20 protein-coding genes are annotated in these 24,901 nt (G+C 71.9%); 11 read left to right on the top strand and 9 right to left on the bottom strand.

Features of this window, described 5'->3' with window-relative positions; genetic code table 11:
• Positions 1–45: 45 nt before the first annotated feature.
• Positions 46–1,314: an urea ABC transporter substrate-binding protein gene (urtA, locus tag ME121_RS18785; RefSeq protein ID WP_029361374.1), complete on the bottom strand. Its 1,269-nt coding sequence runs from the start codon at positions 1,312–1,314 to the stop codon at positions 46–48.
• Between the two features lie 274 nt (positions 1,315–1,588).
• Between urtA and ME121_RS18790 the strand changes: the two genes are divergently transcribed.
• From ME121_RS18790 to ME121_RS18805, 4 genes are all read left to right on the top strand, one after another.
• A complete protein-coding gene (locus tag ME121_RS18790) occupies positions 1,589–4,963 on the top strand; it encodes a hybrid sensor histidine kinase/response regulator (RefSeq protein WP_059409445.1) in 3,375 nt (1,124 codons plus the stop codon).
• Complete coding sequence (locus tag ME121_RS18795; protein WP_029361375.1) at positions 4,956–5,873, top strand: response regulator transcription factor; 918 nt, start codon at positions 4,956–4,958, stop codon at positions 5,871–5,873. The genes ME121_RS18790 and ME121_RS18795 overlap by 8 nt, the downstream gene beginning before the upstream one ends.
• Before the next feature lie 146 nt (positions 5,874–6,019).
• Positions 6,020–6,253, top strand: a complete 234-nt coding sequence (locus ME121_RS18800) for a hypothetical protein (RefSeq protein WP_024828046.1) — start codon at positions 6,020–6,022, stop codon at positions 6,251–6,253.
• 46 nt (positions 6,254–6,299) lie between these two features.
• Positions 6,300–6,677 (top strand): DUF6894 family protein, encoded by a 378-nt coding sequence (locus ME121_RS18805; protein WP_012322404.1) that lies wholly within the window; start codon positions 6,300–6,302, stop codon positions 6,675–6,677.
• 7 nt (positions 6,678–6,684) lie between these two features.
• On the opposite strand, the gene ME121_RS18810 is transcribed toward ME121_RS18805, so the two are convergent.
• Positions 6,685–7,128, bottom strand: coding sequence for a DUF488 domain-containing protein (locus ME121_RS18810; RefSeq protein WP_012322405.1), 444 nt, complete (start codon positions 7,126–7,128; stop codon positions 6,685–6,687).
• A gap of 202 nt (positions 7,129–7,330) precedes the next feature.
• Between ME121_RS18810 and ME121_RS18815 the strand changes: the two genes are divergently transcribed.
• Together ME121_RS18815 and ME121_RS18820 are read left to right on the top strand one after the other, a co-directional pair.
• The gene (locus ME121_RS18815; RefSeq protein ID WP_012322406.1) at positions 7,331–8,215 is read left to right on the top strand and encodes a glycoside hydrolase family 25 protein; all 885 of its coding nucleotides are present in this window, start codon (positions 7,331–7,333) and stop codon (positions 8,213–8,215) included.
• Positions 8,216–8,350: 135 nt separating this feature from the next.
• Positions 8,351–9,124: a Crp/Fnr family transcriptional regulator gene (locus tag ME121_RS18820; protein ID WP_059409446.1), complete on the top strand. Its 774-nt coding sequence runs from the start codon at positions 8,351–8,353 to the stop codon at positions 9,122–9,124.
• Between the two features lie 15 nt (positions 9,125–9,139).
• On the opposite strand, the gene ME121_RS18825 is transcribed toward ME121_RS18820, so the two are convergent.
• From ME121_RS18825 to ME121_RS18840, 4 genes are read right to left on the bottom strand one after another with little or no spacing between them, the layout of a single operon-like run.
• Positions 9,140–9,925, bottom strand: a complete 786-nt coding sequence (locus ME121_RS18825; RefSeq protein ID WP_059409447.1) for an ABC transporter ATP-binding protein — start codon at positions 9,923–9,925, stop codon at positions 9,140–9,142.
• Positions 9,925–10,950, bottom strand: coding sequence for a FecCD family ABC transporter permease (locus ME121_RS18830; RefSeq protein WP_043075097.1), 1,026 nt, complete (start codon positions 10,948–10,950; stop codon positions 9,925–9,927). Before ME121_RS18830 ends, ME121_RS18825 begins: the two co-directional genes overlap by 1 nt.
• A gap of 23 nt (positions 10,951–10,973) precedes the next feature.
• The gene (locus ME121_RS18835) at positions 10,974–12,035 is read right to left on the bottom strand and encodes an ABC transporter substrate-binding protein (protein WP_059409448.1); all 1,062 of its coding nucleotides are present in this window, start codon (positions 12,033–12,035) and stop codon (positions 10,974–10,976) included.
• Positions 12,035–12,418: a VOC family protein gene (locus tag ME121_RS18840; protein WP_059409449.1), complete on the bottom strand. Its 384-nt coding sequence runs from the start codon at positions 12,416–12,418 to the stop codon at positions 12,035–12,037. Before ME121_RS18840 ends, ME121_RS18835 begins: the two co-directional genes overlap by 1 nt.
• Positions 12,419–12,658: 240 nt before the next feature.
• Between ME121_RS18840 and ME121_RS18845 the strand changes: the two genes are divergently transcribed.
• A complete protein-coding gene (locus ME121_RS18845) occupies positions 12,659–13,585 on the top strand; it encodes a DnaJ C-terminal domain-containing protein (protein WP_012322412.1) in 927 nt (308 codons plus the stop codon).
• Between the two features lie 127 nt (positions 13,586–13,712).
• On the top strand, positions 13,713–14,537 hold the full coding sequence (gene fabI / locus ME121_RS18850) for an enoyl-ACP reductase FabI (protein WP_012322413.1): 825 nt from the start codon (positions 13,713–13,715) through the stop codon (positions 14,535–14,537).
• A 116-nt stretch (positions 14,538–14,653) separates the two neighbouring features.
• Here the strand turns inward: fabI and ME121_RS18855 are convergent, their stop codons facing one another.
• Together ME121_RS18855 and ME121_RS18860 are read right to left on the bottom strand one after the other, a co-directional pair.
• On the bottom strand, positions 14,654–15,808 hold the full coding sequence (locus ME121_RS18855) for an AAA family ATPase (protein ID WP_059409450.1): 1,155 nt from the start codon (positions 15,806–15,808) through the stop codon (positions 14,654–14,656).
• Between the two features lie 16 nt (positions 15,809–15,824).
• Positions 15,825–16,817 (bottom strand): polyphosphate kinase 2 family protein, encoded by a 993-nt coding sequence (locus ME121_RS18860; RefSeq protein ID WP_059409451.1) that lies wholly within the window; start codon positions 16,815–16,817, stop codon positions 15,825–15,827.
• Between the two features lie 95 nt (positions 16,818–16,912).
• Between ME121_RS18860 and ME121_RS18865 the strand changes: the two genes are divergently transcribed.
• The 3 genes from ME121_RS18865 (at position 16,913) to ME121_RS18875 (ending at position 23,204) form a co-directional block, all read left to right on the top strand.
• Entirely contained in the window at positions 16,913–17,500 is a 588-nt protein-coding gene (locus tag ME121_RS18865) for a histidine phosphatase family protein (protein WP_012322416.1), read from the top strand.
• A 111-nt stretch (positions 17,501–17,611) separates the two neighbouring features.
• On the top strand, positions 17,612–21,682 hold the full coding sequence (locus tag ME121_RS18870) for a Pls/PosA family non-ribosomal peptide synthetase (protein ID WP_053621311.1): 4,071 nt from the start codon (positions 17,612–17,614) through the stop codon (positions 21,680–21,682).
• Between the two features lie 367 nt (positions 21,683–22,049).
• Positions 22,050–23,204, top strand: a complete 1,155-nt coding sequence (locus ME121_RS18875) for a GGDEF domain-containing protein (RefSeq protein ID WP_043075084.1) — start codon at positions 22,050–22,052, stop codon at positions 23,202–23,204.
• Between the two features lie 16 nt (positions 23,205–23,220).
• On the opposite strand, the gene ME121_RS18880 is transcribed toward ME121_RS18875, so the two are convergent.
• Complete coding sequence (locus ME121_RS18880) at positions 23,221–24,696, bottom strand: methyl-accepting chemotaxis protein (protein WP_012322419.1); 1,476 nt, start codon at positions 24,694–24,696, stop codon at positions 23,221–23,223.
• Between the last annotated feature and the right edge of the window lie 205 nt (positions 24,697–24,901).

A 24,901-nucleotide genomic window follows, 5' to 3' on the forward strand; every position in this document is an offset into this window, starting at 1 on the left:
CACCTCAGGATGAGGTCGCGTGTTGGAGGCGCGCATACCGCGCGACTACTGGTACCCCTTCGGGAAAGGGTCCGGCTTGATCAGGTCTGGGCTGGTGTAGACGATCTCGAACTGGCCGTCGGGCTTGGCCCGGCCGACCCGGGTCTTCGACCAGAGGTGATGGTTCTCGTCGATCTTCACGTAGCCTTCCGGCGCGCCCTTGAACTCCAGCCCCGGCGAGGCCGCCACCACCTTGTCGACGTCGAACGAGCCGGCCTTCTCGCAGGCCATCTTCCACAGGAACGGGCCGAGATAGGCCGCCTGCGTCACGTCGCCGATGACCGTCTTCTCGCCCCACATCTTCTTGAAGGCGGCGACGAACGCCTTGTTGTTCTCGTTCTGGATCGACTCGAAGTACTTCATGCAGGCGTAGGCCCCGGCGATGTTCTCGCCGCCGATGCCGTCGATCTCGTCCTCGGTGACCGAGATCGTCATCAGCACCTGCTTCGACAGGTCGATGCCGGCCGCCTTGAGCTGCTTGTAGAACGCCACGTTCGAGCCGCCGACCACGTCGGCGAAGATCACCTTCGGCTTGGTCAGCTTGATCTTGTTGATGACCGAGTTGAACTGCGTGTGGCCGAGGGGGAAGTACTCCTCGCCGACGACCTTGCCCTTGAGCACGTTCTCGACGTGCTTGCGGGCGATCTTGTTGGAGGTGCGCGGCCAGATGTAGTCGGAACCGATGAAGTAGAAGCTGTCGCCGCCCTTCTCCTTGTGGACCCAGTCGAGCCCGGCGAGGATCTGCTGGGTGGCCTCCTGGCCCGTGTAGAAGACGTTCTTCGACTGCTCCAGGCCCTCGTAGAAGGTCGGGTAGTAGAGGAGACCGTTGTACTGCTCGAAGACGGGCAGCACCGCCTTGCGCGACGCCGAGGTCCAGCAGCCCATCACGGCGGCGCAGTGGTCGTTGACGAGGAGCTTCTTGGCCTTCTCGGCGAAGGTCGGCCAGTCGGAGGCGCCGTCCTCTTGGATGATCTTGATCTTGCGGCCGAGCACGCCGCCGGCGTCGTTGATCTGCTGGATCGCCAGCTTCTCGGCTTCCTGCGCGCCCGTCTCGGAGATCGCCATGGTGCCGGTGATCGAGTGCAGGATGCCGACGGTCACCTCGCTGTCGGTCACCGCGAGGCCCGTGGTGTTGACCGCCGAGGTCGGCGGGGCCGCCCAGGCCGACCGCGGCATCAGCGCCAGTGCCGGGGCGCCGGCCAGCCCCATGAGCAGTTTGCGCCGCAGCGGGGAGCGCAAGCCGTGATCGGCGCCGGTCTCGGTGTCGTCTGCCATGTGCCTGCCCCTGTTCGCGTCCGGGCCTTGAGAGGCGGTCCGGATCGACGAGCGCAGGCTAGGTCCTGGGTTGCGGTGCGGCCTATACGCGATTTTGCGTATGGCCGTGCTCTTGCATGCGTCGCACCATCGCGGCGGAATACTTTGAGGTCGGGGTGGCTGAGAGCGCGAATAGTGTGGGCACCGCGCCGGTGCGCGATGTTTCGCGCGCGCGTGACCGCCCACGCGCCCTGCCGCCCGGGACCGGCGGTCGGATCGGCCCGGCCGGGACCCCATGAGCGGTCCGCAGCGCATCATCCCCATCCGCCGGGACTACAACCGCTTCGTCGCCGACGAGACGCTGGAGGATTACGCCCTCCGCTTCACCGCCAAGAAGGCGCGGCGCTGGTCGAGCCTCGAGGTCGCGCAGACCGCCCTCGGCTCGATCTCGTTCCTGGCGCTGGAGGCGATCGGCGGGACGCTGGCGCTGACGGCTGGCTTCCCCAACACGGTCGCGGCCGTGCTGGTCGTCGGCCTGATCATCTTCGCCACCGCGGCGCCGATCACGGTCTACGCCGCCCGGCACGGCGTCGACATGGACCTGCTCACCCGGGGCGCGGGGTTCGGCTATCTCGGCTCGACCGTCACGTCGCTGATCTACGCGAGCTTCACCTTCCTGTTCTTCGCCATCGAGGCGGCGATCATGGCGCTGGCGCTGCAGCTCTGCTTCGGGCTGCCGCTCGGCATCGGCTACCTGCTCTGCGCGGGGGCGGTGATTCCCCTCGTCGTCTACGGGATCCGGCTGATCAGCCGGTTCCAGATCTGGAGCCAGCCGATCTGGCTCGGCCTGAGCCTGCTGCCGCTGATCTTCGTGGCGGCGCAGGGCGCGGGGCCGCTGCGGGCGCTCGCCGGCTTCCCGGGCCTCGACGGCGGCGGGGCCAACTTCGATCTCGCCCGGTTCGGGCTCGCCACCGGCGTCCTGCTGGCGCTGCTCGCCCAGGTCGGCGAGCAGGTCGACTTCCTGCGCTTCGTGCCGGAGCCGCAGGGCCCCCGCGACCGCCGCTGGTGGCTGGCCGTCCTGTCGGGGGGCGCGGGCTGGATCCTGCCCGGGATGCTGAAGATCCTGCTCGGCGCCGCGCTGGCGGTCCTGGCGCTGGGCCACGGCGTCCCGGCCGAGCACGCTGCCGAGCCGACCCGCATGTACGCGGTGGCCTTCGGCTACCTGACGGGCGAGGGGAGCCGGGCGGCCCTGCTCCTCACCGGGCTGTTCGTCCTCGTGTCGCAGCTCAAGATCAACCTGACCAACGCCTATGCCGGCTCGATCGCGTGGTCGAACTTCTTCTCGCGCCTGACCCACAGCCATCCCGGGCGTGTGGTCTGGCTCGTGTTCAACGTCGCCATCGCGGTGCTCCTGATGGAGCTCGGCATCGACAAGACCATCGAGAGCACGCTGCCGCTCTACGCCTCCGTGGTCTCGGCCTGGGTCGGGGCCCTCGCCGCCGACCTCGCGGTCAACAAGCCGCTCGGCCTCTCGCCGCCGGGCATCGAGTTCAAGCGCGCCCATCTCTACGCTGTGAACCCGGTCGGCACCGGGGCCATGGCGCTGGCCCTCGCGGCCGGGGGCGCGGCCTATGTCGGCTGGCTCGGCGCGACCCTGCAGCCCTTTGCGCCGCTGCTGACTCTCGCCATCGCATTCTGTGCGGCCCCGGCGATCGCCTGGGCCACGGCCGGGCGCTGGTATCTCGCCCGGACGCCGAAGCAGGATTGGGGCGCGGCCGAGGTGGTCTGCCGGGTCTGCGAGCTGCCCTTCGAGGGCGAGGACATGGCCCATTGCCCGGCCTACGACGCGCCGATCTGCTCCCTCTGCTGCTCGCTCGACGCCCGCTGCGGCGACCTGTGCAAGCCCCATGGACGGCTGGAAGCGCAGGCGCAGGCCGCCGTCGCCCGGATCCTGCCGGGCCGAACCGCCGCCTGGATCGGCGCGCCGCTCGGCCGCTACCTCGCGGTGATGCTGACGCTCTGCGCGGTGATCGGGCTGATCCTCGGGATCGTGCACGCGGGCGCGACGATCGCCCACCCGGAGAATCGCGAGTTCCTGCGCACGGCGCTGACCAGCGTGTTCTTCACGCTGGTGGTGATCCTCGGCGTCGTGGCGTGGCTGTTCGTGCTCGCCCAGGAGAGCCGGCGCGTCGCCCAGGCCGAGACGATGCGCCAGACCGCGCTCTACCAAGCCGAGATCGCTGCCCACAAGGTCACCGACGCCAAGCTGCAGGAGGCCAAGGAGCGGGCCGAGGCCGCCAACCAGGCCAAGAGCCGCTACGTGGTCGGGATCAGCCACGAGCTGCGCACGCCGCTCTCCACCGTCCTCGGCTACGCCCAGCTGCTCGAGTCCGACCCGGCGATCCCGGCGCACCGCGTCAACGGCCTGCGGGTGATCCGGCGCAGCGCCCAGCACCTCTCCGGCCTGATCGACGGCCTCCTCGACATCTCGCGCATGGAGGCGGGACGCCTCCAGATCCACCGGGACGAGGTCCGGCTGACCGACTTCCTCGACCAGCTCGTCGACATGGTCCGTCTCCAGGCGCGGGAGGCCGGACTGGAGTTCCGGTTCTCGAGGCCCGAGATCCTGCCGGCGGTGGTCGCCACCGACGAGAAGCGCCTGCGGCAGGTGCTGCTCAACCTCCTGTCGAACGCCATCAAGTTCACCGAAGCCGGCACCGTCTCGCTGGACCTGAGCTACCGGAGCCAGATCGCCGTCTTCACGATCCGCGACACCGGCCCGGGCATCCCGGAGGCCGATCTCGCGCGGATCTTCGAGCCCTTCGAGCGCGGCTCGACCCCGGCCGCCCGGAGCACGCCGGGGACCGGGCTCGGGCTGACCATCGCCAACCTGCTGGCGCAGCTGCTGGGCGGCGAGATCACCGTGACGGCCGCCCCGGGCGGCGGCACGCAGGCGCGGCTGCGCCTGATGCTGGCCTCCGTGGCCCAGCCCGCGCCGATCGCCCCGCCCGCGCCGACGGCGTCCCCGGAGCGGGCCTACGCGGGGGCGCGCCGGACCGTCCTGGTCGCCGACGACGACAGCGCCCACCGCGCGCTGATGCGCGCGATTCTCGAGCCGCAGGGCATCGCCGTGCGGGAGGCCGGGTCGGGAGCCGAGTGCCTCGCGATGGTCGCGCAAGGTGGCGTCGATCTCGTCCTCCTCGACATCGCGATGCCCGGGATGAGCGGCTGGGCGGCGGCGGCGGCGTTGCGGCAGGCCGGTCATACCGGCCCGATCGCCATGATGTCCGCCAACGTCCACGAGATCAGCCCGACCCGCGGCGACGACGCCCCCCACGACGCGATCTTCGCGAAGCCCTTCGACCTGCGCGACGTGATGGAGCGGATCGGCAAGCTCCTGCACCTCGAGTGGACCGAGGCCGCCGCGCCGGCGCGGCCCGAGCCCGTCCCGGCCGCCGCGGACCTCCCGGGACCGGGGCCCGAACATGTCGGCGAACTCCTGCGCCTCGGCCGGATCGGGCACATCCGCGCCATCGAGGCCAAGCTGACTCAGATGGAGGCGGATGCGACCGTGCCGCCCGCCTTCGTCGCCCGCATGCGCGGACTGGTCGAGGGGTACGACCTGCGCCGCTACCTCTCGGTCCTGCAGGAGCTCGCCCGCCATGGCTGAGGCGCCGACGGTTCAGCCGCACCGGGACATCGTCCTTGTGATCGACGATTCACCCGATACGCTGAGCTTCCTCACCGAGGCGATCGAGCGGTCCGGCGCCACCGTGCTGGTCGCGGTCGGCGGCGATCTCGCCCTGACCCTGGTGGACGAGATCACGCCGGACGTGATCCTGCTCGACGCGGTGATGCCGGGCCTCGACGGGTTCGAGACCTGCCGGCGGCTCAAGGCCAAGCCGCAGCTCGCCGGCGTGCCGGTGATCTTCATGACCGGGCTGAGCGAGACCGAGCACATCGTGAAGGGGCTCTCCGCCGGCGGGGTCGACTACGTCACGAAGCCGATCGCCCCGGACGAGATCCTGGCCCGGATCCGCGTGCATCTGGCGAGCGCCCGCGCCGCGCAGAGCGCCCGGGCCGCCCTCGACACCGCCGGGAGGACGCTGTTCGCGGTCGCCGAGGACGGCACGGTCCTGTGGTCGACGCCGCAGGCCGGGCGTCTGCTCGCCGGACTCGGCGCGGATCCGTCCGGCGCCCGCGCGCTGCCCGCCGGCGCCCGCGACTGGCTGCGTGGCTGCCTCGCCGGCGCCGCCCAGCCGCTCGCGCTGACCGATCGCGACGGCGTCGCCTACGCCCTGAGCTTCATCGGCCGCACCCCGGACGAGATCCTGCTCCGCCTGTCGCGCGACGCGCTGTCGGCGGGGGTCGAGCGGCTGCGGGCGCGCCTGCCGGTCACCGGGCGCGAGGCGGAGGTTCTCCTCTGGCTGTCCCGGGGCAAGTCGAGCCGCGACATCGGCGAGATCCTCGGGCTCAGCCACCGGACCGTGACGAAGCACCTCGAGGGCATCTACGCGAAGCTCGGTGTGGAGAACCGCACGGCCGCCTCGATCATCGCGGCGCGGCACCTGCAGGATTGAGCCCGCTCGCGAACCGGTCGGCAGGGTTGCGGTGGCCGCGGATCCCCAAGCTTGTCCACAGGCCTGGGTGCTCGGGGAAACGCCTTGGTAAGCCCCGCCGCCTCACGGTCCCGGCTCAGCCCGACAAGCCGAGTCCGGATGCGATGATGACCAGCCAGCAGCTCGCCGACGAACTGAAGCGGATCGCCACCACACAGGTCAGCGACATCACGCGGGCGGTGAAGGAAGGCCAGAAGTCGATCGCCCTCAACGAGGTGCGGGACATGGCGCGGCGCCTCGGCCTGCTCGCGGACGCCTTCGATCCGAAATCCGCGGCCGACAGGTCCGAGCCCGCCGCCGATACCGCCGGCGATCCGCTGGACGACGCTCAGGCCGCCTGACACCCGTTGCCGGCGGTGTCCCGCCGGCCCCTCCGAGGAGCGCTCCATGGTCCGCGCCCATTTCACCATCCGCCTCGGCAACGCCTCGCTCCCGGCCTCGGCGGCCCAGTGGGTCGAGGATGCCGAGGCCGCCCGGTCGACCGCGCGCACGATCGTGCAGGGGCTGATGCGTCAGCACGGCGGCGACCCGCGCCTCATGGAGGCCGCGATGGTGATCACCGACGACGACGGCGCCGTTCTCCTGGAGATGTCCTTCTTCGACACGCTCTACCTGCCGGTCGAGCCGGTCCCGGACGCCGACCGGCGCCGACCGCGCGCGCCGCGCAGGGCCGCGCCGCGGGGACTGACCGCCGCCCTCGGGCCCGTCCGGCGCCTCGCCGGCGCGCTCGGCATGCGCGCGCAGCAGCCCCTGTCCGGGCGGTGAGGCCCGCTCAGCCGTAGAGATCGCCGACCACGAAGCCGCGCGGCGCGAGGCGCTCGGCCAGCACGCGCCGGTGGCAGCCGGCCGGATCGCGCTCGAAGCAGAGCAGGCAGATCGGCGACGCCTCGGCGAGCGCGGCGAGCTCGTCCAGCGCCGCGATCCCGGCGGCGGTATCCAGCACCTCCTCGCAGTAGATCCGGCGCATCAGCCCCGCGTCCCCGGCCCGCGCCGCCTGCCGGCCGGATTTCGGGGTGCCGAGGCTGCGCAGATGCGCGTAGCCGAGCCCGGCCTCGCGCAGGGACGTGCCGAGCGCGCCCTTCGAGAAGCCGCGCTTGCGCGAATTCGCCACTGCCCGGACATCCGCCAGCACCGCGACGCCGGCCGAGCGCAGGACGCCGACGAGGCGCTCCGGGTCGAGGCCTTCGTAGCCTATGGTAAAGAGTTGCTTACTCACGGTGTCCCGTCCGGACTCGCGTTGCGGAACCGCGACTTAGCCGGATGCGGGCCTGTGAACCAGCCGGGGATCGGCGCCGTATGTCGCGGGGATGCAACGCGTCCCGGAATTCCGCCGCAATGATCGCAAAGCTCCGTTAACCGCGCCGGGGCCATCGAATACGCCTGTCTGTGGCGCTTCTTCGGTGGCGGGCTAAACACTGATGTCGCGGATTTTAGAGCTTTCGCGGTCGCCGTTCGGGGAAGTCGCTCGGAACTTGAGCGAACGCCTGAGGCCGGCCCGTCGCCTCGCCGGCCGGTTCGCCGCCGCCGCCATCCTGGCCGGGCTCGCGGCCTGCGCGTCGAACAACGACTTCTACCCGACCAAGGGCGACGTGAAGCCCCATCCGGGCGTGGCCAAGGCCAAGCTTCACCCGATCCAGGGCATCGACATCTCGAAGTGGCAGGGCAACGTCGACTGGGCCTCGGTCCGGGCCGCCGGCACCCAGTTCGCCTTCATCAAGGCCACCGAGGGCGGCGACCACGTCGACGAGCGCTTCCGGACCAACTGGGACGCCGCCGCCCGGGCCGGCGTGCCGCGCGGGGCCTACCACTTCGTGTTCTGGTGCCGCTCCGCCAGGGAGCAGATGGACTGGTTCAAGAAGAACGTCCCGAACGACCCCACCGCGCTCCCGCCGGTCCTCGACGTCGAGTGGAACGGCCACTCGCAGACCTGCCCGAAGAAGCTGCCCAAGGCCCAGGCCCTGGCGATGGTCACCGAGATGCTCGAGGAGATGGAGCGCTACACCGGCAAGCGCCCGATCATCTACACCGACATCACCTTCCACAAGGACGTCCTGGAGGGCGAGCTCCCCGACTACCCGCACTGGCTGCGCTCCACCGCGGCCGAGCCCGAGCAGCGCTTCGTCAACCGCAAGTGGATGCTGTGGCAGTTCACCTCCACGGGCCGGGTCCCGGGCGTGCGCGGCGACGTCGACCGCAACGCCTTCTACGGCACGCCGTCCGAGTGGGCCTCGTTCCTGGCCACCGACTGCGACCCGCGCGAGCACAAGCGGCTCTCGGAGCAGGGTCTCTGCACGGATAAGTAGATGAAAGCCTTCGGCAAAACCTAGGTTAGTTCAGGGGCGCAGAGCGCGGGGTATGGCTGACGGGCCCGCGCACCGGCGGGCGAGCCTCGAGAGGATCCTGACGGGAAACTCTCCTCCCGCACCTCTCCGTCCCCCATGCCGATCGACTCTGCCGCCTCCACCGGCAACCTGCTCCTCGACGCGCTGTCTGGTTCGGACCGGGCCCTGATCGCGCCCCATCTGGAGCCGGTGACCTTCGCCAAGGGCGACACGGCGCTCTCGGCGGGCGTCGCGGCGAGCCACGTGATCTTCCCCCACGTCCAGACTGTCGTGGCGCTGATCGTCGCCACGCGGGACGGCAGGACGGCCGAGATCGCGAGCGTCGGGCACGAGGGTGCGATCGGCGGGATCATCGGAGAGGGCCGGCTGCCGGCCGCGGTCAGCGGGTTGGTGCAGGTCGGCGGGGCTGCGCTGCGCCTCGACGCGGAGCGTCTCCGGCAGGCTGCGCTCGGATCCGAGACGCTCCGCGACCTGTTCGCGCGCTACGCCGACTGCTTCCTGGCCCAGCTGTTCCAGATCGCGGCCTGCAACGCCCTGCACCCGATCGAGCAGCGCTGCCTCCGCTGGCTGCTGTCGCTGCAGGACCGGACCGGCGGCGACACCCTCCCGATCACCCACGAGTTGCTGGCCTCCATGCTCGGGGTCCAGCGCACCTACCTCACCCGGATCCTGCGGGTGCAGCAGGAGCAGGGCCTCGTCCGGGTCGGCCGCGGGCGCATCACGATCCTCGACCGCCGGGCGGTCTCCAACGCCGCCTGCGAGTGCCACGCCCGCGTGCGGATCCAGTGCGAGGCGGTGCTCGGCGCGGCCTACGGGGCCGACACGAACCGCCGGACCGAGCCGGCCGAGACGCTCTCGCGACTCCGGTGAGGGACCGGCGCGCGGTCAGTCGACGACCGGCACGCAGACCGGCGCCGCGAGACCCGGCACCGGCGCCACCACCACGTCGATCCCGTAGATCAGGCGCAGCAGGTCCGGCGTGACCGTCGCGGCGGCGGGCCCGTCGGCGACGAGGCGGCCCGCGTGCAGGGCGATGAGTCGATCGGCGCAGAGCAGGGCGTGGCCGGGATCGTGCGTCGAGAACAGCACGGCGATGCCGGCCTCGGCGAGGCGGCGGATCTGCCCGAGGACGCGGGCCTGATTGCCGAAATCGAGGCTGGCGGTCGGCTCGTCCATGACGAGGAGCCGCGGCTCGCCGCTGAGAGCCCGCGCGATCAGCGCGAGCTGCCGCTCGCCACCGCTGATCTCGGTGTAGACCTGATCGGCGAGGTGCCCGATTCCCAGGGCGGCCAGAGCCCGCTCGGCGGCCGCGACGTCGGCGCGACCGGGGGCGGCGAACGGGCCGAGCCGGCTCGCCCGGCCCATCACGACGACCTCGCGCACCGTGAACGGGAAGAACGCCGCGTGCGACTGGGGCACGGCGGCGATCGCGCGGGCCACGGCGACCCGCGACAGCCGCGACAGATCGGCGCCGTCGAGGATCACCCGCCCGGCGCGGGCCGGCAGCAGGCCGAGCAGCGTCTGGAACAGCGTGGTCTTGCCGCCGCCGTTCGGCCCGACGAGGCACATCACCTCGCCCGCGGTGAGGTCGAAAGACACGCCCTGGGCGACGGTGCGGCCGGCCGTGCGGCCGCCGTACCCGACGGCGAGGTCCCGGACCTGGAGCAGCATCAGCTGAAGCCCCGGCGCCCGGACGCCAGCAGCCAGAGGAAGAACGGCGCCCCCACGAGCGCCGTCAGGATGCCGAGGGGCACCTCGACGGTGCCCAGATTCCGCGCGATCAGGTCGACCAGCACCAGGTAGCCCGCGCCGAGCACCAGCGAGGCCGGCAGCAGGCGGCGGTAATCCGGCCCGACCAGGAGCCGAGCGACGTGCGGCACGATCAGCCCGATCCAGCCGATGACCCCGGTCATCGCCACGGCCGCCGCCGTGATCAGGGTCGCGCCGGCGATCAGGACGGGACGGAGCAACCGAGTTTCCACACCGAGGGCCCGCGCCTCCGCGTCGCCGAGACTCATCAGGTTCATGCGCCAGCGCAGGAGCACCAGGGGCACGAGGCCGAGCAGCATCATCGGCAGGGTGGCGGCGACGTCGCCGAGGGTGACCGAGGATAGGCTGCCGAGGAGCCAGAACGTGATCGCCGGCAGCTGGTTGTAGGGATCGGCCAGGACCTTGAGGAGCGAGATGCCAGCTCCGAGCACCGCCCCCACCGCGACCCCGGCCAGGACCAGGGTCAGGACCGGATCGTGCCGCCGCACGGCGAGGCCGACGCCGTAGACCGCGGCGACGGCGCCGAGCCCGCCCAGGAAGGCCAGGGCCTGGATCGGGGCCACCGGCAGGCCGAGATAGATCCCGAGCACGGCCCCGAGCCCGGCGCCGGCCGAGACGCCGAGGATGTCGGGCGAGACCAGCGGGTTGCGGAACAGGCCCTGGTAGGTCGCCCCCGCCGCCGAGAGGGCCGCGCCCACGACCAGCGCGGCGATCACCCGCGGCAGGCGCACCTGCATCACGACCGTCTCCGCCGTCGCCGGGGCCCGGGCCGGCAGCCCGAGCAGCCGGTGCCCGAGGATGGCGGCGAGGTCCGCAGGCGCGACCGGGTACTTGCCGACAGCCAGCGCGAGGGCGGTCAGCGCCAGCAGGGCGAGCCCGGACAACAGCGCAGCGGGCAGGCGGCGTCGGGCGCGCGCCCGGATCATCACGGCGGCGGCCGGGACGCGGCTCACCGGGCCGGGCCCGGGGCCGAGCCCGGTGTCGGGGCGAGGAGAGCGGCGACCTGACCGGCATCGAGGTCGACGTGGTAGAAGCGACTGTAGAAGGCGCGCGCCACGTCGGGCATCGGCTGCGGGAACAGGTCCGGATGGAGCCGGGCCGCGAGCCAGCGCAGGCCGATCAGCCGGTTGACCCCCGGCGGCGCGTCGAACCACGGGAACGGCTGGAGCGGCGCCACGTAGACCCGCCCGCTCCGTACGGCCCGGACGTCCCGCCACAGCGGGTCGGCGCTCAGCCCGGCCGCGAAGGCCGGATCGAGGGTGACGATCACGTCCGGATTCCAGGCGAGAACCTGCTCGGGCGAGACGTTGCCGAGGCGGCCGCCACCGTCCTGCGCGACGTTGCGGCCGCCGGCGGCCTCGACCAGCTCGGTGTTGATCGATCCGGCGAACCCCGTCTCCAGCCCGCGCGGCCCGCGCGCGTAGTAGACCCGGGGCCGCTTCTCCTCCGGGACCGCCGCGACGGCGCGCTCCACCGTGTCGGCGAGACGCTGGGCCTCCGCCGCCAGGGCGTCCGCGTCGGACTGACGGCCCAGGGCCGCGCCGAGCTGCCGATAGGCTTCCGGGGTCTTCGCGAGGCTGCCGTCCAGCAGGATGTAGGGGATCCCGGTCTGGGCCTGGACCCGGTCGGCGAGCGACGCGTAGGTCGGCCCGAGGCTGCCCGAATCCACGATCAGGTCGGGCTTGGCGGCGAGCAACGCCTCGACATTCGCCGTCCCGCCGCGCCCGGTGAGGCGACCGTAGGCGGGGAGCGCGCGGGTCCGGGGCTCGAGGAAGGGCATCGCCGCGGGATGCGGGGCGCTCACCCATCCGGCCATCAGGTCGGGCGCCAGGGTGTAGAGCAGCACCGCGGCCGGCGGTCCCGCGGCGAGCACCCGCCCGACCCGCTCGGGGAGCTCGACCGTGCGGCCGGCCGCGTCCGTGAACGGGCGCGCCGCCGCCCCGCCGGACGCCGCCAGCAACGCGATGAGCGCCGCGGCCAGGGCGCGGCGGCGGCCGGCTCTCGGCGCCATCAGGGGGGCTTCCGCTCCAGGATCTCGATCAGCGCGCCGTCGGGTCCCTCCACGAAAGCGATCCGCAGGTCGGGACCGCGCGCCGTGATGCCGGTCCGCACCGTCACGCCCCGGGCGATGAGATCGGCCATCGCGGCCTCGATGTCGGCGACGCGCAGCCCGACATGCTCGATCCCGAGACAGGGCGTGGCGGTCGCCGGCGCGATCTCATCCGGGGCCTGCTCGATGAAGACGGCGAGGCCGCCGAGGTCGAGCACGACCCGCTGCACGGGGTCCGCGCCGACGCGCTTCACCTCCCGGGCCCCGAACGTCTCGACGTAGAAGGAAGCGGCCGCGACGGCATCGCGGCTGCGCAGGTGGAGGTGGTCGCAGGCGTAGTGCATCGGCTCTCCGGCCCCGGATGACATGGGCGGGTGCGGCCCCCGGTGCCGTCGCGCCGGAGGCGCCGCTGCGCGCCGGGTCCGACGATAGGGCCGGCGCGGAGCCGCGGCGAGACCGGCCGCTTGACGTTCGGCACGAACCCGCAGACTTTCGCCGCCAGGACCGTTGCAGGGATGCAACATCCATCCCACATCCCGGTCGCGAACCCACATCGCACAGCCAACCGCACAGCCAAGAGATCCATGCGCAATCCCTACGACGTGCTGGGCGTGGCCAAGGGGGCGAGCGAGGCCGAGATCAAGAAGGCCTATCGCAAGCTCGCCAAGGACTTCCACCCCGACCGCAACAAGAACGACGCGAAGGCCAAGGACCGGTTCGCCGAGGCGAACTCGGCCTACGAGATCCTGGGCGACGCCGAGAAGCGCAAGCAGTTCGACCGCGGCGAGATCGACGCCGAGGGCAAGCCGCGCGCGACCGGCTTCGAGGGATTCGGAGGCTTCGGCGGCGGACGCGGGGGCAATTTCGACTTCGAGAACATGGCGCGCGCCCAGCGCGGCGGCGGCATGGGCGGCGGCATGGGCGAGGACATCTTCTCGCACATCTTCGGCGAGGCGTTCCGCGCCGGCGGCGCCGGTCCGGGCGGCCAGCGCCAGGCGGCCAAGGGCGAGGACGTCGCCGCGGAGCTGCTGGTGACGCTGGAGCAGGTCGCCAGCGAGGAGAAGCTGCGTCTCGCTCTGCCCACGGGCCGTGAGGTCGACGTCGTCATTCCCCGCGGCGTGGTCGACGGCCAGACCATCCGGCTGCGCGGCCTCGGCCAGAGCGGCGGGCCCCGGGCCGAACCGGGCGACGCCCTGCTGACCATCCGGATCCGGCCGCACCCGCGGTTCACCGTCGAGGGGGCCGACCTGCGCACCGGCGTCGACGTCCCGCTGGAGGATGCCGTGCTCGGCGGCACGATCCGCGTGCCGACGCTCACCGGCGCCGTCGAGATGAAGATTCCGGCAATGACGAGTTCCGGCCGGACCTTCCGCCTCCGCGGCAAGGGGCTGCCGAAGAAGGACGGCACCCGCGGGGACCTGTTCGCCACCACGGCGATCGTCCTGCCGGAGGGCGAGGACGCGGCCCTGACCGAATTCGCCCGCGGCCGCCGGGCCACCAACGCGGCCTGACGGGCGGGAACAGTCTTCGGGGCGCGCCTGACCGCGCTCGGTGGCGTCCCGGACTTCCGTCGCCGGGCCGCCTCCGCTAAGGAGGCCCCCCGGCCCCGAGAGGGGTCGCGCGGCTTCGGGATCGATCATGGCGGAACACGGGCAGGGCCTTCTGGCGGGCAAGCGGGGCATCGTCCTCGGGGTCGCCAACAACCGCTCGATCGCCTGGGGCATCGCCCGCAGCGCCCGCGCCCACGGGGCCGAACTGGCCTTCACCTACCAGGGCGACGCCCTGCGCAAGCGCGTGGAGCCCCTCGCCAAGGAACTCGACGCCCACGTGATCGGGCACTGCGACGTCACCGAGTCGGCCACGATCGACGCGGTCTTCGCGGAGGCCGCGAAGGTCTTCCCCGACGGCATCGACTTCGTCGTTCACTGCGTCGCCTTCTCCGACAAGGACGAGCTGACGGGCCGCTACATCGAGACCTCCGAGGACAACTTTACCAAGTCGCTCCTGGTCTCGTGCTACTCGTTCACCGCGGTGGCCCAGCGCGCCGAGAAGATCATGCGCCCGGGCGGCTCACTGGTGACGCTGACCTATTACGGCGCCGAGAAGTGGATGCCGCACTACAACGTCATGGGCGTCGCCAAGGCGGCGCTGGAGGCGTCGGTGCGCTACCTCGCGGCCGATCTCGGACCGAAGAACATCCGGGTCAACGCGATCTCGGCCGGCCCGATCAAGACCCTCGCCGCCTCGGGCATCGGCGATTTCCGCTACATCCTGAAGTGGAACGAGTACAACGCGCCCCTGCGCCGGACCGTGACGATCGGCGAGGTCGGCGAGACCGCGTCCTACCTCGTCTCCGACATGGCGGCCGGGATGACCGGCGAGATCCTCCACGTGGATGCCGGCTACCACGTGGTTGGCATGAAGAACCCCGAGGCGCCGGACCTCACCCTCGACAAGGATTGAGGCCTCGGTCATCGCGGGCGCCGTGATCTGCGACGGCGCGACGGCCTGCGTGGCGCCGTCACCCGGGTCTCTCGGCCGCGCCCGTGGGGAAGGCAGCGCGACCAGGTTGACCATCGTCACGCCTCGTCCGCCTCGTCGAACTCCCCCGAGAGCTTGAGGCCGTCGATCCAGGTCTCGCCGTCGCGCTTGATGACGGTGCGCGGCCGGACGTTGCCGTGCTGCGCGATCCCCGCCGCCAGCCGCTGCGAATGCGTCACGAGCCAGACCTGCGTCCGCTCCGCGGCCCGCGCGATCAGCCGCGCCAGGGGATCCATGAGATCGGGATGCAGGCTGGTCTCGGGCTCGTTCAGCGCGATGAACGGCGGCAGCCGGTAGCCGAGCAGCGCTCCGGTCAGGGCGAGGTAGCGCAGGGTGCCGTCCGACAGTTCCGGCGGATCGAAGGTCCGGGCGGGGAAGTCGGGGAAGCGCAGGCCGAAGCTCGCGTGACGGCCGGGCTCCGGGAGGACGAGCGCCGCGCCCGGGAAGGCTCCGTCGACGGCCGCGTCGATCTCGGTCGTGTCCTGCCGGATATGCGCCAGGGTGGCGAAGACGGCGGCGAGGTCCGCGCCGTCGGACGCGAGCGTCGGCGTCGTCACCGCGAGGCAGGGGCGACGCAGGGGCGACTCGGCATCCGTCCGGAAATCGTGGTGGAAGCGCCACCCCGTCAGGGCGAGGCGGACCGCGGCGATCTCCGGATGGCCGGTGGCGTCGAGGAGGCTCCCGAGGGCGGTCTCGGTGGGCAGCAGGTCCCCGCCGAGGGCGCGCTTCCGGCCCTCCGCGTCGCGGACGAACCCGCTTCGCCCGTCGCGATCGAGGATCACGGCCGTGCGGCCGCGGGTGCGGACCGTCAGGCGCTCGGTCTTGACCTGCGGCTCCTTCCGGAAGGCGGCGCCGAAGGTGGTTCCGCCGACCTGCTGCACCAGCCCGATCTCGACCGCGTAGACGAAATCCTGCGCGATCGTGTCGTGGCGGAGGGTCGCCGACAGGCAGATCCGCGCGGCCTCGCCCTGCCGCCGGCGACCGGCCCAGAGGGCCGAATCCATGCCGCCCTCGGCGGCGAGGTCGCGGGTCAGGGTTCCCCGGGCGGCGGCCTGCAGCAGCTCCAGGGCCCGGTAGAGGTTGGTCTTGCCGGTGCCGTTGCCCCCGACGAAGACCGACAGCGCGTCGACCGGGAAACTGATCCGCCGCAGCGAGCGGTAGCCCGAGACCGCGACCTCCCGAACCACCAGCATCCCGGGCTCTCCCGCCTCAGTCCGGAACCGTCAGATCCGCGATGCCCTTGGCGGCCTCGGGGAATCGCGGGTCCATGGCTTCCAGCGTATCCGCCACGGTCCGGGCAATCACGTAGTTGCGGAACCACTTGTGGTTGGCCGGCACCAGCAGCCACGGCGCCCGGGCCGTCGAGCAGCGGCCGAGGGCGTCCGCGAAGGCCTGCTGGTAGGCGTCCCAGGACTTCCGCTCGACTAGGTCGGCCGGGTCGAACTTCCAGTGCTTCTCGGGGTCGGCGATCCGGGCCTCCAGGCGCTTCTTCTGCTCCGCCTTGGAGATGTGCAGGAAGAACTTGAGGACCGTCGTCCCCGATTCGACGAGCAGGCGCTCGAAATCGTTGATCCGGCCGTAGCGGCTCTGCCAGACGGCGTCCGGCACGAGGCCCTTCACCCGCACCACGAGCACGTCCTCGTAGTGGCTGCGGTTGAACACCCCGATCATGCCGCGCCCCGGCACGCGGGCGTGGTAGCGCCACAGGAAATCGTGATCGAGCTCCTGGCTCGAGGGCACCTTGAACGAGGCCACCGCGCAGCCCTGCGGGTTCACCCCCCTGAGCACCGACCGGATCGTGCCGTCCTTGCCGCCGGTGTCGATCGCCTGGAAAACCAGCAGCAGGCTCCGGGCGCGCTCGGCGTAGAGACGTTCCTGGAGGGCGACGATGCGCTCGCGCTCCGTGGCGAGGGCGTCCTTGGCCCAGTCCTTGTCGAGGCCGCCGACATCGTCGGGATCGACCGTGCCGAGATCGACGGGCGCGCCCGGCTCCACCGCCACGATGCCCGGCGCGGGGCGGATCGGCACCGGCCCGTGCTGGCCGAGCGCCGCCGGGACGGACTCGGCCACGGCGTCGACGCTGCCGGCCCAGCGGGCCGTCGACGGGCGGTGATCCACGGTGGGGCCATGCAGATCGGCCTCACCTGTCATGCCGTCATCGCGTTTGTGGCCGCGATGATGCTTGCCGTGCTTCTTGGACATGGGGCAGGACCTGTTTCCGGATATTGCCGACCGACGGCGAGAACGGCCGGTAATCCAGGCTGTTCCGAACGCCTGTGCAGGACGGGGTTGAGAGGTTGGGTACGATCTACTTCATCCGGCACGGCCAGACCGCCTGGAACGCCGAGGGACGCCTCCAGGGTGGGCGCGACACCGACCTCAACGCCCAGGGCGAGGCGCAGGCCGCCGCCGTGGCGGAGCGCCTCGCCGCCGCGGCGGGTCCGGCGCTGGCGGCGGCCGAGTTCGTCGCGAGCCCGCTCAAGCGCACCCGGCGCACCATGGAGATCCTCAGGGCGACCCTCGGCCTGCCGCCGGAGGCGTACCGCACCGATCCGCGCTTGCGGGAGATCGGCTTCGGCAGCTGGGAGGGCTCAACCTGGGCGGAGATCCGGCGCCGCGACCCGGCCGGGGCTGCCGGCCGCGACCGCGACCGCTGGCACTACCGCCCGCCCGGCCTCGGCGCCGAGAGCTACGCCGGCCTCGTCGAGCGCGTCGGCCCGATGATCGCGGCCCTGGAGCGGGACACGGTGATCGTCGCCCATGGCGGCGTCGCGCGGGCCGCCCTGGTGGCCCTCGGCCACCTCGACATCTACGCCGCGCCCCGCCTCGGCATCCGCCAGGGCGAGGTCCTGATCCTCGAGCCCGGTGGCTGGCGCTGGGCTTGATCCTGTGCGCCGGCGCAGTGCAAAGCCGCCTCGATAACGGCATGATCGGCAGGCTATAGGGCGGCGGCCAGGACAGGCGCCGGCTCGAGCGGCCGGCCAGCGGAGCAGCGGATGAGCGACGTCGCCGAGAAGACCCGGCCCGGCCCGGCGGCCGGGGAGCCCGCGCCTCTCGGGAACGCGGCGGCGATCCTGCGCGGCGACCACCGGCCCGACCTGATCCGCGACGAAGTCCTGGCCGAGATCTTCCTGCACTCGGCCGCGACCCGGCCCGGCCATCCCTGCCTCGTCGACGGCGCCCGGGTCGAGGCTGGGGGCGTCCACCCGCACCTGACCTACGCGGACGTCGCCGCCCGGGCCGGCCGGATCGCCGCCGGCCTCGTCCATCGCGGCATCGGTCCCGGCGACGTCGTCGGCCTGTGGATGGCCCGCGGCCCGGACCTCCTCGTCGCGCAGATCGGGATCACGATGTCGGGGGCGGCGTGGCTGCCCTTCGATGCCGAGGCGCCGGCCGACCGGGTAGGCGTTTGCCTCACCGACGCGGGCGCGAAGGCGCTGCTCGTCTCCCCGGCGCTCGCCGCCGCGGCGCCGGACGCCGCGCCCGCGTTGACGCCCGCCGACCTCGACGCCGGAACGCCCGCCGACGCGCCGGTGCCGGACCCGCGCGCGGCCGGGCTGACGCCCGAGCACCCCGCCTACCTGATCTACACCTCCGGCTCGACCGGCGTGCCCAAGGGCATCGTCATCAGCCACGCCAACATCTGCCACTTCCTGAGGTCGGGGAACGCCCTCTACGGGATGCGCGCCGACGACGTGGTCTTCCAGGGCGCCTCGGTGGCGTTCGACCTCTCGATGGAGGAGATCTGGGTCCCGTACCTCGTGGGCGCGACCCTGTTCGTCGCGAGTCCCGCCATGATGGGCGACCTGGAATCGCTCCCCGGCATCCTGGAGGCCGAGGGCATCACGGTGCTCGACACCGTCCCGACGCTGCTGGCGATGATCTCCGGCGACCTGCCGCGGGTCCGCCTCGTCCTGCTCGGCGGCGAGGCGCTGCCCGAGCCGCTGATCGCCCGCTGGGCGACGGGCGGGCGCCAGCTGTTCAACACCTACGGGCCCACGGAGGCCACCGTGGTGGCGACCGCGGCCGAGATGCGCCCCGGCGAGCCGGTGACGATCGGCGGCCCGATCCCGAACTACTCCGTCTACGTCGCCGGCGAGGACCTTTCCCTGCTCGGCCGCGACCAGCAGGGCGAGCTGCTGATCGGCGGTCCCGGCGTCGCGCGGGGCTACCTCGCCCGTCCCGAGCTGACGGCGGAGAAGTTCATCGCCAACCCCTTCGCGTCGGACGGGACCGACCCCGTCCTGTACCGTTCGGGCGACGCGGTCTCCCTCGATGCCGCGGGCCGGATCGTGTTCCACGGCCGGATCGACGACCAGGTGAAGATCCGCGGCTTCCGCGTGGAGCTGGGCGAGATCGAGTCCCGGATCCGCGCGGTGCCCGACATCAACCAGGCCGCCGTCGTGCTCCGGCAGGACGACGGCGTCGACCGCCTCGTGGCCTTCCTGATCCCGGAGCGGGGCCGGTCCATCGACGCCGCCGCCCTGCGCCGGACGCTCGCCGGGCAGATGCCGCCCTACATGGTGCCCGGCCATTTCGAGGTGGCCGAGACGCTCCCGCGCCTGACCTCCGGCAAGGTCGACCGCAAGGCGCTGAAGATCGCCCCGCTCACCGTGGTCGCCGCCGACGGCGAGCAGGAGCCGCCCGCCAACGAGACCGAGGCGGCCCTCGTCGCGGCCGCCAAGCAGATCTTCGGCAACCAGCCGATCGCTCTCGAGGGCGACTTCTTCTCCGATCTCGGCGGCCACTCGCTCCTGGCCGCCCGCTTCGTCTCGGCGGTGCGCGAGAACCCGCCGCTCGCCGGCATCACCCTGCCCGACGTCTACGCCCTGCGCACCGTGCGGGCGATGGCCGACGCGCTCATCGCCCGCACGGGCGGGATGGGGGCCGGGGCCGCGACGCGCGACCTGAGTTTCGAGCCGCCGCCGCTGCTGCGCCGGGCGCTCTGCGGCCTCGCGCAGCTCGTCGCGTTGCCCTTCGTGATCGCGCTGGCCACCGCGCAGTGGCTCGGCATGTTCGTGACCTACCTGCTGCTCACCGGCGGGGGATTGAGCTTCTTCGCCGAGCTCGGGGTGCTCCTCCTCGTCTACGTGGCGATCAACGGCGTGACAGCGGTGGCGGCGGTGGCCGGCAAGTGGCTGATCCTCGGCCGGACCAGGCCGGGCCGTTACCCGCTCTGGGGCACCTACTACTACCGCTGGTGGCTCGCGCAGCGGCTGGCGCCCCTCGTCCACGTGAAGTGGCTGCAGGGCTCGCCGGCCATCGCGATCTACCTGCGGCTCATGGGCGCCAAGGTCGGCCGCGACACCCTGATCTCCGACATCGAGATCGGCGCGCCCGACCTCCTGACCATCGGCGACGGCGCGTCCCTGGGCGGCCGCCTCGTCATCGCCAACGCCGAGATCGTCGGCAACGAGCTGGTCATCGGCACGGCCGAGATCGGCGCGGACGCGGCGGTCGGGACCTCCTGCGTGATCAGCCACGACACGGTGATCGGCCCGCAGGCGGAGATCGCCGACCTGACCACGATCCCGGCGGGCTCGCGGGTCGGCGCGGCCGAGCGCTGGGACGGCTCGCCCGGCCGCAAGGTCGGCATGGCCGAGCCGTCGGACCTCCCCGCGCCCGCCGAGGCGTCTTTCGCGCGCCGCGCGGCCTTCCTGGCGGCCTACGTCGTGCTGCTCGGCGCCATCCCGGCGGTCGGCCTGCTGCCGATCTTCCCGGCCTTCTTCATCTTCGACCAGATCTCGGACTCGCTCTCCGACATCACCGACGTCGACTACCACTGGTACCTGCCGATCCTCACGTGGCCCACCGCCATGCTGATGACCGCCGGCACGGTGCTGCTGATCGCCGGCATCCGCTGGATTGTGCTGCCGCGGACGCGGTCCGGCACCTACTCGGTCCACTCGCTGTTCTACCTGCGGAAATGGTCGCTGGCCCTCGCGGTCGAGGTGACGCTGGAGACGCTCTCGTCGCTGTTCGCGACCGTCTACATGCGGGCGTGGTACCGGCTGATGGGCGCCAATATGGGCCACGGTGCCGAGATCTCGACCAACCTCGCGGGCCGCTACGACCTCGCCGAGGTCGGCGCGAAGAACTTCGTCGCCGACGAGGTGGTGTACGGCGAGGAGGAGATCCGGCGCGGCTGGATGCACCTGGAGCCGACCCGCACCGGGGCGCGGGTCTTCGTCGGCAACGACGCGGTGGTGCCGCCGGGCGCCGTCATCCCCGACGACGTGCTCATCGGGATCAAGTCGAAGCCGCCCGAGAACGCCGCGATGAGCCCGGGCGAGACGTGGTTCGGCTCGCCGCCGATCCGGCTGCCCGCCCGCCAGAAGGTCGATCTCGGCTCGACCGCCCAGACTTACGAGCCCGGCGCGTGGCCGAAGATCCGGCGCGGCGTCTTCGAGGCCTTCGCGACCTCGTTCTCGCCGATGCTCTACATCACCCTCGCGATCACGGCGATCGACTGGTACTTCTACCCGGCCATCCTGGAGCAGGACTGGTGGGGCCTGGCCTACAGCTTCGTCGGAGCGAGCGTCGCCATCGCGCTGATCCAGTCCTCGGCGGTCATCGCCATGAAGTGGCTGCTGATGGGCGTCTACAAGCCCGGCATGCAGCCGATGTGGTCGTGGTGGGCGATGCGCACCGAGGCGATCGCGGTGGCCTACTGGGGCCTCGCCGGCAAGGTGCTGCTCGAACACCTCCAGGGCACGCCCTTCCTCCCCTGGGTGCTGCGGCTGTTCGGCGTGAAGGTCGGTAAGGGCGTGTGCATGCTCACGACCGACATCACCGAGTTCGACTGCGTCACCATCGGCGACTACGCCACGATCAACCGCGTCTCCGCGCTGCAGACCCACCTCTACGAGGACCGGATCATGAAGATCGGCCGCGTCGTCGTCGGGCGCGGCGTCTCGGTCGGCGCGTTCTCGACCGTGCTGTACGACACGAAGGTCGGGGATTACGCCCGCCTGCGGCCGCTCACCATCGTCATGAAGGGCGAGTCGATCCCCGCCAACACCGAGTGGGAGGGCGCGCCCGCGGTCCCGGTGGTCCACCGCGCCTGACCGACGGAACACGTCTAAGGTTCCGGCTCGCTGGCGGCGTGTCGGAGCGCCGCGGCTCGATCTGCGGGAGACGCCGGCACGGTGATGGCCTGTCCGACCCCGGCGTCTCAGGACCGTGCGGGGAGGGGGCAGGCCAAGGTCAGAGCCGGGCGGCGTCGCCGAAATCTGCGCAAGAGCCCCGCTAGACTCTGGGACGAATATGCCGGTGTACTAGCACCTTTGTCCCGTGTTGGAATTCTAATCTAGCTTATTGTGGCTTCCTCTTAGATAGAGTGTTATCGTGCCGAGGCCCGGATCGTTGCTCGGCCAGACTGCGATGCGGGGCGGGGACGGCGCCGACGTCCGGGTCGAGGATTGACAGTCGTCCGTGCAGCTTGATCCCGCCACCCTGCTGGTCGTCAGCGCGGCGACGACCTTCCTGGTCGGCACGCTGTTCATGGCCTCGTGGCGGCAGGCGCCCGAGTCGCGCGTGCTCGCCTACTGGGGTGCGGCGCATCTCGTGGGCGCGGCCGGATCGGCCGGCCTCGCGCTGCGCAATCAGATCCCCGACCTGATCTCTGTGGGCTTGGCCAACGCCGTGGTGCTCGCCGCCTACGGTCTCATCTGGAGCGGCGTCCGCTCGTTCGAGCACCGCGAGCCGCGGCTGGGCATCGCGACGGCCGGCGCCCTGGGCTGGTGCGTCCTGTGCCTGATCCCGACCTTCTACGCGTCGATCGAGGCCCGCATCATCTACGCCTCGGCGGTGGCGGCGCTCTACTGCTGCGCGGCGACCGCGGAGATCTGGCGCGGTCGCGCCGAGCGGCTCGCCTCCCGGTTCGCCGCCGCCGCCATCCTGGGGCTGCATGGCACCTTCTACGTCGTGCGGATCCCCGCGACGCTGGTGGCGCCGCCGCAGCCGGGTCTCAGCCCGCTCGCGTCGCCCTGGGTGGCGATCCTGTGCTTCGTCACCCTCATGTTCTCGATCGCCTCGGCCTTCACCTTCATGGCGCTGGTCAAGGAGCGGGCCGAGCGCGAGCAGCGCATCGCCGCCTCCACGGACGCGCTCACGGGCGTGCGCAACCGCCGGGCCTTCGCGCAGGCCGCCGAGGCCGCGATCGCGCGGCACGGCGACGCCGCCCTGCTGCTGTTCGATCTCGATCGGTTCAAGGCCGTCAACGACCGCTTCGGTCACGGGGTCGGCGACGCGGTCCTCGTCGGCTTCTGCACCATGGCGACGACCCTGCTGCCCCGCGAGGCTCTGCTGGGCCGCCTGGGCGGGGAGGAATTCGCCTGCCTGCTGCCGGACGTGTCGCCCGCCGAGGCCCTGGCCCGGGCCGAGGAGCTGCGCCAGACCTTCGCGCAGCTCAGCATCCCCGAGCTTCCGGCTCTGCGCGTCAGCGTCAGCATCGGGATCGCGCAGGCCCGCGCCGGCATCGCGTTCGACGCGCTGATGCGGCGGGCCGACGCCGCCCTCTACGTCGCCAAGAACGGCGGGCGCGACCGGGTCGCCGTGGCGGAGCCCGCCGCGACCCGCGCCGCCTGAGGCGGACGCGGGCCGCTCACGCGAGGGCGCGGGCGGCTTCCGAGACCTTGCGGACCGAGGCGTCGACCACGCCCGCCGAGGCCGCGATCTCCGCCATGGCGGCGTGGACGGCGGCGACGCTCTGCGCGGCGGACTGCATGTTCTCGGTCATGTCGCGGGTCACCGCGGCCTGCTCGGTGACGGCGGACGACACGCTCAGGGAGATCGCGCTGAGCTGCTCGATCGTGGCGCCGATCCCGTCGATCGCCGCCACGGCCCGGGAGGTCTCGGCCTGCACGGCGGCGATCTGGGTGCCGATCTCGCCGGTCGCCTTGGCGGTCTGCTCGGCGAGCGCCTTCACCTCGGCGGCGACGACGGCGAAGCCCTTGCCGGCGACCCCGGCGCGGGCCGCCTCGATGGTGGCGTTCAGCGCGAGGAGATTCGTCTGGTCGGCGATGGAGCGGATCAGGCTCACCGCCGCCCCGATCCGGTCGGCGGCACCGGTCAGGCCCACGACGATCGCCCCCGCCTCCTCGGCGCGGGTGACGACGAGGTCCACCGACGATTTCGCCTGCAGGGCGTGGCGGCTCAGCTCCTCGATGGAGGCGGCGAATTCCTCGGAGCCGGCGGCGACCGCCTCGACGTTCCGCGCGGTCTGGCTCGAAGACTCGGCGGTGTCGTCGGCCTGCCTGACAACCCGGCTCATCGAGTCGCGGATCGCCGCGATGTCGGCGTCGATGGCGCGCTGGCCCTCGGCTCGGCGCTGCCGATCCTCGACCTGACGGGTGACGTCGGTGGCGAACTTGACGACGGCGCAGGGCCTGCCGTCGGCGTCGAGGATCGGGTTGTAGGCGCCGAAGATCCAGACGGTGCGGCCGCCCTTCCCGATCCGCCGGAACTCGCCGGCCTGATACTCGCCGTTGCCGAGGGCGGCCCAGAACGCCGCGTAGCCGGCGCTCGCCGCCTCGGCCTGCGGCAGGAACATCCGGTGATGCCGCCCGCGGATCTCCTCGAGGGTGTAACCCATGGTGGACAGGAAGTTGGCGTTGGCGTCCGTGATCGTCCCGTCGAGGGCGAAGGTGATCACCGCCTGTGAGCGGTCGAGCGCCGCGATCTGACCGGCGTGGCGGGCGTTGCGGGCGCGCTCCTCGGTGATGTCGGTGGCGAGCTTGACGACCTTGGTCGGCCGGCCGCGCCGGTCGAGGATCGGGTTGTACGAGCCCTGGATCCAGACGACCTCGCCGGACTTCGCGACGCGGCGGAAGGCGCGGGCCTCGTGCTGGCCGGCGCGCAGCCGGTCCCAGAACGCGGCGTAGTCCTGGCCCGCGCGGTCGTCCTCCGGAACGAACACCCGGTGGTGCTGGCCGCGCACCTCGTCGAGCGTGTAGCCCAGAAGGTCGAGGAACAGCGCGTTCGCGTCGGTGACGGTGCCGTCGAGGTCGAACTCGACCCGCGCCATCGTCCGGTCGATCGCCGCGAGCAGGGCGTCGTCGCGTGAACCAAACATCGCCATCGGAGCCTGTGCCCGCCTGATCTGTAGAGTGGTGACGATCATAGGGGGACGCGCTTAAAAATCCGTCAATGGCATGTTCTCGCCGGGGTGCGAGCGGTCGCGCGACCGTGGAAGTCTGTCTAGCCTATATCGATTGTAGAGAAATGTATTTTCGCGGGCGTCGATCCGTGTCGACGTATATATCGTGCCCGGTCGATCGCGGGAT

It is taken from the genome of Methylobacterium sp. ME121 (assembly GCF_000974725.1).
In the GTDB taxonomy this organism is placed as follows: domain Bacteria; phylum Pseudomonadota; class Alphaproteobacteria; order Rhizobiales; family Beijerinckiaceae; genus Methylobacterium; species Methylobacterium radiotolerans.

Excerpts from the sequence above, each read along its gene's own strand:
- ME121_RS18795 (WP_029361375.1), top strand. The coding sequence starts at position 4,956 with ATGGCTGAGGCGCCGACGGTTCAGCCGCACCGGGACATCGTCCTTGTG.
- fabI (WP_012322413.1), top strand. The coding sequence starts at position 13,713 with ATGGCGGAACACGGGCAGGGCCTTCTGGCGGGCAAGCGGGGCATCGTC.
- ME121_RS18840 (WP_059409449.1), bottom strand. The coding sequence starts at position 12,418 with ATGCACTACGCCTGCGACCACCTCCACCTGCGCAGCCGCGATGCCGTC.
- urtA (WP_029361374.1), bottom strand. The coding sequence starts at position 1,314 with ATGGCAGACGACACCGAGACCGGCGCCGATCACGGCTTGCGCTCCCCG.
- ME121_RS18820 (WP_059409446.1), top strand. The coding sequence starts at position 8,351 with ATGCCGATCGACTCTGCCGCCTCCACCGGCAACCTGCTCCTCGACGCG.
- ME121_RS18835 (WP_059409448.1), bottom strand. The coding sequence starts at position 12,035 with ATGGCGCCGAGAGCCGGCCGCCGCCGCGCCCTGGCCGCGGCGCTCATC.
- ME121_RS18790 (WP_059409445.1), top strand. The coding sequence starts at position 1,589 with ATGAGCGGTCCGCAGCGCATCATCCCCATCCGCCGGGACTACAACCGC.
- ME121_RS18855 (WP_059409450.1), bottom strand. The coding sequence starts at position 15,808 with ATGCTGGTGGTTCGGGAGGTCGCGGTCTCGGGCTACCGCTCGCTGCGG.
- ME121_RS18870 (WP_053621311.1), top strand. The coding sequence starts at position 17,612 with ATGAGCGACGTCGCCGAGAAGACCCGGCCCGGCCCGGCGGCCGGGGAG.
- ME121_RS18825 (WP_059409447.1), bottom strand. The coding sequence starts at position 9,925 with ATGCTGCTCCAGGTCCGGGACCTCGCCGTCGGGTACGGCGGCCGCACG.
- ME121_RS18880 (WP_012322419.1), bottom strand. The coding sequence starts at position 24,696 with ATGGCGATGTTTGGTTCACGCGACGACGCCCTGCTCGCGGCGATCGAC.
- ME121_RS18815 (WP_012322406.1), top strand. The coding sequence starts at position 7,331 with ATGTCGCGGATTTTAGAGCTTTCGCGGTCGCCGTTCGGGGAAGTCGCT.
- ME121_RS18800 (WP_024828046.1), top strand. The coding sequence starts at position 6,020 with ATGACCAGCCAGCAGCTCGCCGACGAACTGAAGCGGATCGCCACCACA.
- ME121_RS18805 (WP_012322404.1), top strand. The coding sequence starts at position 6,300 with ATGGTCCGCGCCCATTTCACCATCCGCCTCGGCAACGCCTCGCTCCCG.
- ME121_RS18830 (WP_043075097.1), bottom strand. The coding sequence starts at position 10,950 with ATGATCCGGGCGCGCGCCCGACGCCGCCTGCCCGCTGCGCTGTTGTCC.
- ME121_RS18860 (WP_059409451.1), bottom strand. The coding sequence starts at position 16,817 with ATGTCCAAGAAGCACGGCAAGCATCATCGCGGCCACAAACGCGATGAC.
- ME121_RS18845 (WP_012322412.1), top strand. The coding sequence starts at position 12,659 with ATGCGCAATCCCTACGACGTGCTGGGCGTGGCCAAGGGGGCGAGCGAG.